At 54.0% G+C, this 13,454-nt stretch carries 8 protein-coding genes; 3 read left to right on the top strand and 5 right to left on the bottom strand.

Annotated features, from left to right (window positions below; all coding sequences use genetic code 11):
* Positions 1–8 precede the first annotated feature (8 nt).
* The 4 genes from D568_RS20200 to D568_RS20205 all read right to left on the bottom strand — a co-directional run bounded on the left by D568_RS20200 (position 9) and on the right by D568_RS20205 (position 5,797).
* Complete coding sequence (locus D568_RS20200; protein WP_020210183.1) at positions 9–1,760, bottom strand: IucA/IucC family protein; 1,752 nt, start codon at positions 1,758–1,760, stop codon at positions 9–11.
* The gene (locus D568_RS0113735) at positions 1,753–3,576 is read right to left on the bottom strand and encodes an IucA/IucC family protein (protein WP_020210184.1); all 1,824 of its coding nucleotides are present in this window, start codon (positions 3,574–3,576) and stop codon (positions 1,753–1,755) included. Before D568_RS0113735 ends, D568_RS20200 begins: the two co-directional genes overlap by 8 nt.
* A gap of 104 nt (positions 3,577–3,680) precedes the next feature.
* Positions 3,681–5,039: an MATE family efflux transporter gene (locus D568_RS0113740; RefSeq protein WP_020210185.1), complete on the bottom strand. Its 1,359-nt coding sequence runs from the start codon at positions 5,037–5,039 to the stop codon at positions 3,681–3,683.
* Between the two features lie 47 nt (positions 5,040–5,086).
* Positions 5,087–5,797 (bottom strand): response regulator transcription factor, encoded by a 711-nt coding sequence (locus tag D568_RS20205; RefSeq protein WP_020210186.1) that lies wholly within the window; start codon positions 5,795–5,797, stop codon positions 5,087–5,089.
* Between the two features lie 232 nt (positions 5,798–6,029).
* Between D568_RS20205 and D568_RS0113750 the strand changes: the two genes are divergently transcribed.
* Entirely contained in the window at positions 6,030–8,015 is a 1,986-nt protein-coding gene (locus tag D568_RS0113750) for a TonB-dependent receptor (protein ID WP_020210187.1), read from the top strand.
* Positions 8,016–8,110: 95 nt separating this feature from the next.
* Here the strand turns inward: D568_RS0113750 and glpK are convergent, their stop codons facing one another.
* The gene (gene glpK, locus D568_RS0113755) at positions 8,111–9,592 is read right to left on the bottom strand and encodes a glycerol kinase GlpK (RefSeq protein WP_020210188.1); all 1,482 of its coding nucleotides are present in this window, start codon (positions 9,590–9,592) and stop codon (positions 8,111–8,113) included.
* Positions 9,593–10,032: 440 nt separating this feature from the next.
* On the opposite strand from glpK, the gene rnr reads away from it, so the two are divergent.
* Positions 10,033–12,600 carry a ribonuclease R gene (rnr, locus tag D568_RS0113760; protein WP_020210189.1) on the top strand — a complete coding sequence of 856 codons (2,568 nt, stop codon included), beginning with the start codon at positions 10,033–10,035 and terminating at the stop codon, positions 12,598–12,600.
* Positions 12,601–12,675: 75 nt separating this feature from the next.
* Positions 12,676–13,419 (top strand): 23S rRNA (guanosine(2251)-2'-O)-methyltransferase RlmB, encoded by a 744-nt coding sequence (gene rlmB / locus D568_RS0113765; protein WP_020210190.1) that lies wholly within the window; start codon positions 12,676–12,678, stop codon positions 13,417–13,419.
* Positions 13,420–13,454 lie beyond the last annotated feature (35 nt).

The raw sequence follows: 13,454 nt of genomic DNA on the forward strand, positions 1-13,454 counted from the left end.
CATCACCTTTAAAGCGTATCAGTGTGGGCGGTGGGAGCCAGCGGATTGGCGACCCGGTGGTGGTATTCCTGGGCCTGGCGACAGAGTTTTTTGCGCAGTAGCGATTCAACGGCAATGTGCGCCTGCTGGTAATTAAGCTGCTCCAGCCTTTGCGGATCGCACACACCCAACTGCCGGTATTGATTCAGACATTGACGCACCATTTGCCAGAATTCGCGCTCGGCAAGTTGATAGTGTTCTTCGCACAGCAGAGCCAGCTCTGATAAATGAAAGACAAACAAGGTATCCATTGTTAACTCGCGCAGAGCTTCAACAGATTGCATCCAGTAAAACTCATCGGTTTGGGCGTTGGCGTACAGTGGGTTGGTGGTGAAGTCGGGCGCGCGCTCGGGCGCGGCGAGAAACTCCGGTACATACTCCAGGCTCTCGTGAAAATCGCGCGCCGCCAACTTGCTGGGCCAACCATCGTTGTGCACCATCAAGGTGTTCTGGCCGTGGGCTTCAATGGCAATGCCGTGGTGTGCCAGCAGATGCCACACCGGAAAAATCAGCGTCTGCAGCAGTTGCTGTAGCCAGGGGCGCAATCCGTACTGCGCAATCCAGGGGTCAATAAAAGGTTTGCCGTCGGCTTCGGTAAGTGACAATGCCATAAAGGGAACTGCCTGTTCGCCAGCTTGCAGGTGCCGGTTCATACTGTCGCGCCAAATAGCGCCCAACTGACTTACCTGCGGCTTGTCAGTGTTAAACAGTTTGATTTCATTGACACGCACACCGGCGTATTCGCGCAGCACTATCAGCGGGTAGCGCTGAAAAAAAGCGTCGTCGGCAAGGGTGCTGGTCAGCCACTTTGAAATCAGTGGCGCTGAGTCTATACCGTGGCTAAGTAAATAACGCGGCGCCGAGGTGTTGATGATATTGAGCGGCAGTTTTACATCGGGCTCGGTGGGCTTGTCCGCGTTTAAAAGTGTACGCACCGACTGGCTGGGAAAATAATCATCTCCTGCGCTACCGAGAAACACAACTCGCTGATCGTACTCTTCGAGTTTGGGGGCAATAACTTGTTGCCACTGCCACGGGTGCACGGGGACAAACACATAGTGTTTACTGTCGAGCGATAGCTGAGTCAGGGCGCGGTTAAATTTTTCGCAGATTGCAGCGCTGAGAATAGTGCGATAAAAATTCTCGTCGCTTTGGGCCTCGCCACTTAAAAAGCAACACTCTCTGGTCACAGCGAGCCACACCAGCTGTAGGCGCGCTTCGCACTCCGGCGCATAGCGACTATGGTCCGCGGCAGAAAAACCAATGCGCGCTTTGAAGCAGGGGTGGTAGGGGTGCCCTTCGTGCATCGCCATTTCAAGTTCGCACAAAGACAAGTTGCGCCTTTGGGTTCGAATAATGTGCTGCGTATCATTCCATTGGCACCAGTGCACGGTTTGCTGCAGCTCATGTAAAAAAGTCGCGCGTAATGCCTCGCTTGTTGGCAGGGCTTGCAGCAGCTGCGTCAATACTTGCTGCAAGTTGGGGGCGCGCGTAACGGGGCTAACTTGTGAGAGTGTATAAATTTCAAGTCGCACCCGGTCAAAGCCGCGCACCCGCCCTGTGCAGCGATAATGATTACCCGCAAGGTTAAAGTAGAAGGTGCTGCCGCTGACAATAAAATCGATTAACTTTTCCGTTAAAGCCGCTTCCAAAGCTTGGCGCACCACCCGTGTTAGCGGCGAGTGCGCTTCAGCTTTTAGCGCGATCGCTGAACTAGACATAGGCGGCCTCGCGGCTGCGCTCTGTCACCGGTTCGGGTTCACACAAAGGGTTGCGAATTTTTGTGTAGGCGGCGAGTTCTAACTCCGCTTCCAGCTCGTCAATGTCGTGAACCCGAGTAAGTAAGTTGGCTTTAGCGGCAATGTGTGGTTCGGTAAGCCAGCGCTGTAAAAGCTCAGCACCGCTCCCTTGCATGCGCGCTTGCAGACGGCGCAGCTTGGTGCGCATTAGTGCCAGCAGTTGAGCCTCTTTTACTAACGCATCGGCCCCCAGGCGATAAATAAGGGCAAATACTTGATTGACCAGCAGGTAATAGCCAAAGCGATCGAGAATGCTCTCGGTGTCGTAAAACAAATCGCTGTTGGCTTTGAGCTTGGGCTGAAGTTGCTGCAGCGTGGATTGCAGGCGGCGCTCCAAATAATAGCCCTGGTTGTCGCGATAGTAGTAGGTGTCGGGGTAGCCGTTGTGCAGGCGCAGTAAACTGTTTTGCTGGTGCGCTTCCAGGGCGATGCCAAAGCGATCAAACAGTACAATGCACGGCTCGATGGCGCAGTGCCAATAGGCGTCAAACCAGTCCAGCGCGAGGGCGTGGGCCGAGCGTTTTTCTCGCTTTGCCTGAGTTTTAATAATGCTGCCCAGCAGCGAAGACTCTTGTTGCCGGTGCCAGGTGTCTTGTAACAGTGCGCCCAGACAATAGACGTCAGCATTGCGCTCGGGCGTAAAAATATTATCGCGCAAAATGGTTTCAAAGCCGGTTTCAGAATCGCCGGTTCCGCGCAGGGTGATATACGCCGGGTCAAATAAAAGTTGAAATGGACTGGCGTCATGGCAAAAGCCAGTGGCCTGGACAAGCTCCGCCATCAGTACACCAGCATCTAACTCGTGGCGTTTGTTCTGGCGCAGTGAATTGGTGATTTTTATTGGCACCGAGACTTTGTACATCCAGCGCGCCTCACGGCGGTACAGAGTGCGCACCGATGATGTGGCCGCAAACTTTGGCCCCTGCGGCCCCAGGTAGCGCAATTTCTGCTGTTGCATTAACTGCTGTACCGGCTCGCGGCTTAGCAACCACTGAGCTTGCAGCGGGTGTATCGGCAGTAGTTGTTCATCGTCGTGCAGCGGCGGGGCTGGGTGTAAATCCGCAGCAATCAGTTCAGCGGCGCTCTGCGGGAGTAGAGAGTCCTGCTCAATTAACTCTTTTGCCGCGGCAAAGTAATGCAGTTGCAACTCGCCCTGCATTTCTGGTGTGACGATTTTATGTTGCCACTCGTGGATACCCTGACGGCTTTTGGGGGTGGGGTGTAGCCAGTGCCCCAGCAATAAGCTCTGTTCTGCGGCGAGAAAATTATCCGGCAGGGTGTAGGGTTGCTGCCAGCGTGCTTCCAGGTAGCGCACCGTGTTTTGCAAACTGTCGGTCAGACGGTGGGTCAGCTCCAATTGCCGCTGTTTTAATGTAGGGTTGGTGCCGTTGCCGCGCTCGTGAAACAGCTCTTTAATGAGCAGCAAAGTCGCGCTCCAGAAATTTTCCGCCTGGGGCGAGCTGCCTAAAATGGCAATATTGTGCTGCGCGTAAACGCTATCGATATGGTGACAACCCACTTGCGAGCGATAGCTGACCGAGAGCCACAAGGTAAGGTTTTGCTGCGCCAGAGGCAGTTGCACCAGCCAGGGGTTGTCAGAGGCGGCAGCGTTTAACCAGTGGCAGTGTCCAAACTCGGTGCCGCTTAACCAGACACCGGAATCTATCTCGCGCAGGTAGCAATTAATAAATGCCTGGAAACTTTGGTGCTCAGCCAGCTGACGTGGAGAATCGGCCATGGGTATCCTCGTAACTCCGTGTTGAGGAAAGTGTGCGACCGATTATATGAGAATGTGTCCCAGTTTCATTAAGTTTTACGATTGTTACAAATCTGTCGTTTTTGTCATCCTGTAACGATAAGTTCAGCTTTACGGGCAGAATGTTGCTTCTTTAAGCCGATTGCCAACACGAAGGTCAGCAGCTCCGCCAGAGGTAGCGCCCATAAAAACAACGGGTTTTGCGGCAGCAGACGCAACACCAAGATAAACACCAGCGGCAAAATAAGGCTGCGCGAAAGCGCTAGCAGCGCCGAAAATCGGGGCATTTGCAGGCCGGTGAACCAGGCCGACATCACCAAATTAATGCCGGTGAGAAAAAACACCGGGGCCACAACGGTGAGAAACTGCTGGGTGTAAAAAGCGGCCTGGGGGCTGGCTTGCTGGAAAAACCAAGTGCCCAGAAGCCCCTTACTGAACATTGCCAAAAGCCAAAGCAGGGCGCCGCTGGCGGCGGCTAACCCCATCCCCAATTGCCAAAAGCGATTGACCCTGCGCCAGTTTCCGGCGCCACGATTCTGACTAACCAGTACATGCACTACCTCCGCTATGGCGCAGGCCAACATAATGTTCAGCAGTAAGGTGTAGTTGGTTACTGCAAAGCCGGCAATGGCGGCCACCCCGTAATCGCGGCTGAGAATCCAGTGCACTGCCAGCAGGACGATACCGGCGGATACTTCATTGACGAATTCCGATAAGCCGTTGCCGCACAGTTTGAACATTTGCCTCAGTGCCAGCCATTTTGGCTGCCAGCGCAAGCGCTGACTGCGGCGGTAAGTGTGCAGCAGTAACACACACTGGGTAATTTGCGCGGCGGTGGTAGCCAGGGCGGCGGCGCGAATATCCCACTGCAGGCCCGCCAGTAGCACCACATCCAGCACAATATTGACCAGTGCACCCAACACCAGTGCTCGACTGGCGCGACTAGGCTGCCCGGCGACTCGCAAAAAGTAATACAGCACCACCGCCAGGTACTGCGGAATAAGCCCCAGCAACATTATGTGCAAGTAGGGCTTGGCGTAAATCAGCAGTGTCTCGGGTACGGCCAGCAGAGCCAATAGCTGGCGATCAAAAAACCAGGCTGCGCTGGCAAGTATTGCAGCGCTGATACCCGCGCTGCACAGGCAGCCGCTGAAAATTATATTGGCCGCGTGGTATTTGCGCGCCCCGAGATAGCGACTGGCGGCAACACTGCCGCCAATGGCGAGCATAAGTACCAGGCCGAACAGCAGGGTCCACAGCGGAATTAACAGGTTAACAGCGGCCAGGGCATCCGCCCCCAACCATTTTCCGACCATGATTCCATCAACCAGCGCGGCTCCGGTTAGCGCCAGTAATCCGGCTACCGAAGCGCCCACATAACGAAAAAAGACGTTGATGCTGGGGCCGTCGGTGGCCGGGTTATAGTCGCTGTGGGTGACGCTCATAGATGCTCACTTAAAGGTGTTCCATGCTTGGAGGGTTGAGAGGAAAGCTATTCGCAGGCGGCTTGCATAGAGAGTTGATAACCGTAACCGCGCACGGTTTGAATGGCGTCAGTGGGCATGCCGAGTGCGATCAGTTTTTTTCTTACCCGGCTTAAGTGCATATCGATACTGCGGTCGTGCTGGCAATAGGGTTTGTTCAGCACCCGCTGGTGTAAGTCGGCTTTGCGCAGCAGGGTGTTGTGCTGCTCGGCAAGGCAAAACAGCAGCTTGAATTGGATGGCGGTCAGGGCTATGGGCTTTTGGTTGTAATGAGCTGCACGTGCATGGGCGTCCAGCTGTAACGGCCCAAGAGCTAAAGTTTGTGTGGTTTTTACCGGAGGCTGTTGCCACAGGCGGTTAAGCACAGAGCGGCTGCGAAGCATGAGTTCGTCAGCATTGACGGGAGTGCAGAGGAAATCATCTGCGCCCTGGCGCAGGGCATGTACACAGAGTGTTGGTGCAGAGGCCAGGACGATGATTGGGCAGTGTCTAGTTTGGCTCTGGTGGCGCAGGTTGGCCCAGAACCACGGCAATTGGTCCTCTATTTGGCAAAAAAGCAGGTTCGTGTCCGGGGGCAGAGAATAAAGGCTCGAGGTGTGAGGGTGGGCGCTAAAAGACACATTCCAACCTGTACCGGCGAATCTGTCGCTTAACTGATTAAACACATGCGGCGTTTGGCTCAGCCATAAGGCGTGGATTGGTAAATCTCTGGTAGACATTCTTATTTCCATGCGGCGTGTCTGTTTACAAATCTGTTCCACAGGAGTCGCAAAACGATACTCATTATCGTTTGTGGGTGCAAACCTTATTTTTCTCTTTAGCGACTTATTCACCAGAGTGCTGCTTTGTGCAAATTGCTGTGTAACAACTGTAACAAGTGTTTACTTGAGTCAAGATGGTAATGATAATGCTTCTTTTTTAGAAATCAGAGAATAGAAGGAAGCGATCTCCATGCAACGTCCGTTTAACTCCCTGGCCAAGCTCAGCCCTCTGGCTCTCGCCATCACTCTGGCACCAAATTTCTCCCTGGCGCAATCCGAGGCCAATGCCGTAGACGAGAAAGAGCGGGACAACAATCCCAAAGAAATCGAAGAGCTGGTGGTCATCGGTGAGCCGGTGGACAGCTTGCTAACGTCGGCGGACCTGGATCGTAAACAGGCCAATGACCTGGATGATATTTTCTCGGGCGTACCCACGGTGCTGGTAGGGGGCTCGGTTGGCGCGGCGCAAAAGATCTACGTGCGCAACCTGGGTGAAGATACCCTGAATATCTCTGTGGATGGTGCCACCCAATCTGGCGTGACCTATCACCACACCGGCCGTATTTCGGTTGAACCGGAGCTGCTTAAACAGGTTCATGTGCAGGTGGGCGCGGGCGATGCCACCAGTGGCCCTGGCGCGCTGGGCGGTGCGATTAAGTTTGAAACCAAAGACCCTGAAGATATGTTGGGGGATCGTGATTTCGGCGCAATTTTAAAGGCTGGGTATTTTTCCAACACAGAAGGGTACAAGGGCAGCGGCACAGTATATGGTCGATTGGGTAACACCTTTAGCGCTATGGCCAGCTACGTAACCTCTGATCAAAACGACATGGAAGATCCCAACGGCAATGAGCTACCGGGCACCAATTCGGAACAAGACCTGGGCTTTGTAAAGCTGGTGGGTGATTTTGGTGGTGGTCACAGGGCGAGCATCAGTTACGAGAATTTGGTCGAAGAAGGCGAAAAACTGACGCGCCCAGAATGGGGCGAGGGTCCTCGTAATCCGCTCCGCGATCTTGAGTTTGACCGTAAAACCACCACCGTTAAATACTCGTGGGATAAGCCCGATAGTGATTGGGTTTTGTTGGATGTGAGCCTGTATAACACGGACTTTGAGATCTATCGCCCTTGGGATGACTACACCAGCGCCGTGGATACGCAGGGGTTCTTGTTCAGTAATACCAGTCAACTGGGTGATCATAAAATCGTTTACGGCTCTGACTACCGCGATGATGAAGTTACCGCAGGTGAGAGAGCCATCGGTGGTAGCGCATTTACAGAAACCAGCGATGTGCTGGGGTTCTTTGTGCAGGATCATTTTCAGGCCACCGACGCGCTGCTGTTGACCTTTGGCTCCCGCTGGGATGACTTTAATGCAGTGGATAAAGAAAACAATGAATTTAATTCTGACGGCTTTAGTCCCAACGTCGGTTTTGCCTACGATCTGACCCGCGATCTGACCTTCAGTGGTGGTTATGCTGAATCTCTGCGGGGGGTTGAAACCAACGATGGCTTTAAATTGTTTGGCACCACAAATGATCCTGATTTAAAAGCCGAGCGCGCAAAAAACTTTGAGCTGGGGCTGGACTACACCCTGGGCGCGTTTTTGCTGAGTGCCGGTTACCACGACACCACCATTGAAGACGCCATTGGTAACGCCGTGCCCTGGTCGCGCCACTACGAAAACCTGGGCGAATTGGAAACCAATGGTTACTCCTTGGGCGCCACTTATAACGGCGAACGTTTGTTCTCCAAGTGGACGTACGTTGATACCGATGTAGAGCTGGACGGCGAAGCCCTTACCCGTTACTCATACGGTTACTTAGGTACTTCGACCGGTAATACCTTAACGATGGATACGAGTTATCAGCTGGCATCAACCATGGATATTGGTTGGATCATGACGCTTGTGCAGGATCTGGATGATATCTACGTTGAATCGGCTGGTGCGACCATCAGTAAACCCGGCTATAACGTACATGATGTATATGCGCACTGGGAGCCGAGCGGCTTGCGTGGCTTCAGTGTGACCCTAACGGTTAAAAATGTATTTGATGAAGAGTATCTGGATCATGGTAGCGTGGAAGACTTTACTCATCTCGAAGGCTACACCGGTATTAAGGGCTACCCTGCTCCGGGACGGGATGTTCGCTTGAGCATGGCGTATCGATTCTAAATTTAACGTTCTGTGTTAGAGAATGGAAACACAAAACGCCGTGGTTAATTCCACGGCGTTTTTGTCTCTAATAACCTCTGGGCCAGGTGTCAATTTTATTCGGCCAGGCTTTTGTGCACGGCGACACGCCAGCCCGCGAGTAAAAGTGTGCGGCTTTCTGCATTGATGCAGGGTTCGGTGCTTTTTTCCAGGGACCAGTTGGCGGCAACATCGTCAAGGTGTGCGAAAACCCCTAATTGCAAAGCGGCAAGCTGTGCGGCACCGAGTGCGGTGGTTTCGATGATGTCTGGGCGCTCCACCCGCGTACCGGTAATGTCGGCCAGGGCTTGTAACAGCCAATTGTTGGCGATCATCCCGCCGTCTACTCGCAGAGTCTGACTGGCTTGGCCGGCGTCTTTCTCCATGGCGGTGAGAAGGTCGTGGGTTTGGTAGCACACGGACTCAAGGGCGGCTCGCGCTATTTCAGCCCGCCCGCTGTTGCGGGTTAAGCCACAAATAACCGCGCGAGCATCCGGCTCCCAATGCGGCGCGCCCAAGCCCGTAAAGGCCGGCACTAAATAGACCCCGTGGTTTCCATCGAGGCTCGCGGCCAAAGCCTCGGTTTCTGCCGCCTCTTGAATCATTCCTAGCTTGTCGCGCAGCCATTGCACTGCGGCGCCAGCGATAAAAATGGAGCCCTCCAGCGCGTACTGGGGCTTACCGTTTATACGATAGGCCAGGGTGGTGAGCAGTCGGTTGGCCGAGCTTTGCGGGTTATCGCCGGTGTGCATCAAAGCAAAGCAGCCCGTGCCATAGGTGCTTTTAATCATGCCTGGTTTAAAGCAGGCCTGGCCGATCATGGCGGCGTGTTGGTCACCCGCTACGCCAGCGATAGGCAGTTGACGGCCTGCCAGCCCTTCGGTTGCTGTGCCAAAGTCGGCGGCGCAATCGAGAACCTCGGGCAGCATCTGGTCGGGAATATTAAACAGTTTGAGCAGCTCATCGTCCCACGTTTGTTTGTGAATGTTGAACAGCGCGGTGCGACAGGCGTTGGTGGCATCGGTGGCGTGTACTTGGCCGTTGGTAAATTTCCAAATTAACCAGCTATCGATGGTGCCAAACGCCAGCTCGCCGAGCGTTGCGCGTTCGCGGGCGCCTTCCACTTTATCCAAAATCCAGGCGAGCTTGGTGGCAGAAAAGTAGGGGTCCAGCAGCAGGCCCGTGCGTTCACGCAGTAAGTCCTCATAACCCTTGTCCCGTAGCTTGCGGCAGCTACCGGCGGTGCGCCTGTCCTGCCAGACAATGGCTGGGTAAATGGGTTCGCCGCTGGTCTTATCCCACACCACGGTGGTTTCACGCTGGTTGGTAATGCCTATCCCTGCCACCGCTTGGTCTGACTCCAGTTGCGCCAGGGCATCACAGCAAACCTGACTGGTCACCTGCCAAATTTCCAATGGGTCGTGTTCCACCCAGCCGTCGGCGGGAAAGTGTTGTTCAAACTCACGCTGGGCGCTGGCGAGTATTTTTCCGTCGCACGAAAATACGATTGCCCGACTGCTGGTGGTGCCCTGATCAATAGCTAAGATGGCGTGGCTCAAGCTGTACCTCAAGAATTATTGTGGGTGTGCGGTGAGTTTAGTACACAACGTCTCGACACCAAATACTGAGTGCGTCATCTTTTTTATTGAGATGGGGCTGGGCGAGGGGCCTTTTAAAAGGTGGATTTTTAATGGCAGTGAAAACTGCTTTTCTTGTCTTGGGTTCGACTCTGCCTACGCTAACTTATACGCAAGTGCCTGCTGCGATAGTAATGGGGTGGGTCAAACTGATGGCTACCAAGGGTGGTCTTGAGTGCGCCAGTTCGTTATGTGTTTATCCGTGAACGCTGTTGCGAATTTTATAATGTATGAAGCGGAAAATGCCCTTCAGTTAACGCTTTTTGGGTAAGGTGTTGAGAATTCTTGAGCATACAAATAGAGATCATATACCCTATAATGTCGAATGAGTTTACATTTCCCGGCATTATGGAGCCCATCTTTTGAGTAAACGCCAAGGTCCACCTTCTGACCCGTTTGCCGACCGCGAAGCGCAAAAATACGAAAACCCCATTCCCAGCCGCGAGCTGATTCTGGAGCTGCTCGACCGACAGCCTGGGCCATGCACCCATCCGCAAGTCGCCCAGTTGCTGGAGTTGAACGACGAAGACGATATCGAAGCGCTGCGTCGACGTCTGATTGCCATGGCTCGGGATGGCCAGCTGATCAGCAATCGTCGAGGTGCTTTTGCTCCTGTGAATCTGTTGGATGTTATCCGAGCGCGAGTTCAGGGCCACCGTGACGGTTATGGTTTTGCCATCCCGGTAGAGGGCGGCGACGACATTTACCTGCACAATCGGCAAATGCGTAAAGTCTTTGATGGCGATGAAGTGCTGGTGCGCCTGCAAGGCGAGAACTATCGCGGCCGCGAAGAAGGCGCGATTATCGAAGTGCTCAACCGCAATACCAAAACCTTAGCCGGGCGTTTTATTAAAGAAGACGGCGTACAATTCCTAAGCCCGGAAAATCCGCGCGTTACCCAGGATATTATGATTGCCCAGGGCGATGAGCTGGGTGCACGGTCTGGGCAAATTGTAGTGGTAGAGTTAACACGTCAGCCAGAAAAACAGCGGCCACCGCAGGGGCGAGTGATTCAGGTGCTGGGCGATCATATGGCGCCGGGCATGGAAATTGAACTTGCCATCGAGTCCCACGGCATTCCCAATCAGTGGAGCCACGAAGCGCTGAGCGAAGCCGAGGCTCTGCCGGCCGAAGTGGCCGAAGCCGATAAGTCCGGCCGAGTGGACTTACGTGATTTGCCTTTTGTAACCATCGACGGTGAAGACGCTCGCGACTTTGACGATGCTGTGCTCTGCCAGCGTAAGAAAGGCGGCGGTTGGCGTTTGTTTGTGGCGATTGCGGATGTCTCTCACTATGTGCGCCCGAATACCGGCTTAGACGGCGACGCCGTGCGTCGCGCGACCAGCGTGTACTTCCCGGATCATGTGGTGCCCATGCTGCCGGAAAAAATCTCCAATGGTTTGTGCTCCCTGAACCCGCAGGTGGACAGGTTGGTGATGGTGTGCGAAATGACCATCAGCCAGGCCGGGCAGGTTAGCGGGTACAAATTCTACGAAGGCATTATTCACTCTCATGCGCGTCTGACGTACAACCAGGTGGGCGCGGCTTTGGCCGGTGACGCCGCGGTTGTCGAGTCTTTGTCTGAGCGTATGGGCGAGCTTGAGATATTGCACGAGCTTTATCAGAGCTTGCGCGAGGCTCGAAGTGAGCGTGGTGCCATCGACTTTGAAACCGTTGAAACACGCATTGTCTTCAACGACGAGCGTAAAATTGATGAAATCGTGCCGGTAAGGCGTAACGATGCGCACAAAATTATTGAAGAGTGCATGCTGTGCGCCAACGTGTGCGCCGCGCGCTTTTTAGAGCAGCATGATCTGACTTCTCTGTATCGGGTGCATCAGGGGCCAACCGCTGAAAAGCTCGAAAACCTGCGTGAGTTTCTTGCTGAGCTCGGTTTGGGCTTGAGCGGCGGGGAAGAGCCAACCTCGGCGGATTATCAGGCGCTGATGGCGGCCATTAGCGGGCGTGGCGATGCCAATATGATTCAAACGGTGATGCTGCGCAGCTTGCGTCAAGCCGTGTATCAGGTGGAAAACGATGGCCATTTTGGTTTGGGTTACGACGCCTACGCTCATTTCACCTCACCCATTCGCCGCTATCCCGATTTATTAGTGCATCGCGCGATTCGTTCGGTGATCCGCTCTGATCAGGCGTCTACCCATGTTGTTCGGGTGGATGGCGTGAAGCCCATACCGGCCAATAAAATCTACCCGTACAGTGTTGCGGATATGATTTCGTTAGGGGAGCACTCCTCTCTTGCCGAGCGTCGCGCCGATGAAGCCTCACGAGATGTGGTGAGTTGGCTCAAGTGCGAATATCTGCAAGATAAAGTTGGTGATGTTTTTGATGGCGTTGTGGCCTCGGTAACAGGCTTTGGTATCTTCGTTGAGTTGGTGGATATCTACGTTGAAGGTCTTGTTCACGTGACTGCTTTGCCGCAGGATTACTACCGCTTTGACCCGGCGAAGCATCGTTTGGTGGGTGAGCGCACACGCCAGGTGTTTGGCTTGGGTGATGAGTTAAGCGTGCGCGTGGTGCGTGTAAGCCTTGATGAGCGGAAAATAGATTTTGAGCTTGAAAGCGTAAAGAATGCTCGCCGTAGTCGCGCACCTTTACCGCCTACAGGCGGTAAGTCTGGCAAAAAGGGGGCTAAATCCTCAGGTGCCAAAAAGGCGAAAAAGCCTGGCGCTAAATCCGCGAGTGGTACCCACAAGTCACGGCAAAACAAAGCCAATTTGCCCACTCCACGTAAAAGGAAACCGAAACATGGCTCTGAAACCGGCGCGCAAGTTCATCGCTCGGCGCAGGATTCGTCAGTTCGATCGGCGCAAACACAGCCAGCGGAAAAAAGCCGATCTGTATTTGCGCAAGCAGCAGCTGGGGTTAAGAAGGCGCTGGCGCGATTTAAAAAGAAGCCTCCGCAGGACTAATGCCATGCTTTTTTGGTGTGACAAATACGCCGGAGGCGCGCCTGAAGTTGAGCAAGACGTCAAAAGAGAAGAGCCGTGAGCAAAAATGATATTCTCTATGGTTTGCACGCTGTACAAGCCATTTTAAAAAGTGCCCCTCAGCGTGTATTAACCTTAATGGTGCTGCAGGGGCGCACCGATCAAAAGTTGCAAAAAATCTTGCAGTTGGCCCGGCAGAATGGGATTTCAGTTCAAGAGGCATCGCGTAAAAAAATGGACGCGTTGGCGGCCGATGCGAATCACCAGGGCGTGATTGCGCAGGCGCGGCCCGGCAAAACCCACGATGAAGCTTATCTGTATGAGCTGCTCGATTCGCTCGATTACGCACCGTTGTTGTTAGTGTTAGACGGTGTAACAGACCCGCATAACCTGGGTGCCTGTTTGCGTTCGGCGGACGCCGCCGGGGTTGATGCTGTGATTGCGCCTAAAGACAACGCCGCGGGATTAAACCCGACGGCACGCAAGGTGGCTTGCGGTGCGGCCGAGGTGGTGCCTTTTATTCCTGTGACGAACTTAGCGCGCACGCTGGAAAAGCTTAAAGCACGAGGGGTATGGGTAAAAGGCGCGGCAGGAGAGGCGACGGCAACGGTTTTTGCGAGTGACCTGACCGGTGCGGTGGCATTGGTCATGGGGGCAGAGGGGGAAGGTTTACGCCGCTTGACCCGTGAAACCTGTGACGAGTTAATTAAAATACCCATGGTGGGCACAGTCAGCAGTTTAAATGTTTCGGTGGCGACCGGCATTTGTTTGTTTGAGGCGGTGCGGCAGCGCAGCGTTTAAGCGTTCGTTGCTGCTGGTGAGTCGCTCACGCAAGT

This window comes from Gilvimarinus chinensis DSM 19667 (assembly GCF_000377745.1).
Lineage (GTDB): Bacteria > Pseudomonadota > Gammaproteobacteria > Pseudomonadales > Cellvibrionaceae > Gilvimarinus > Gilvimarinus chinensis.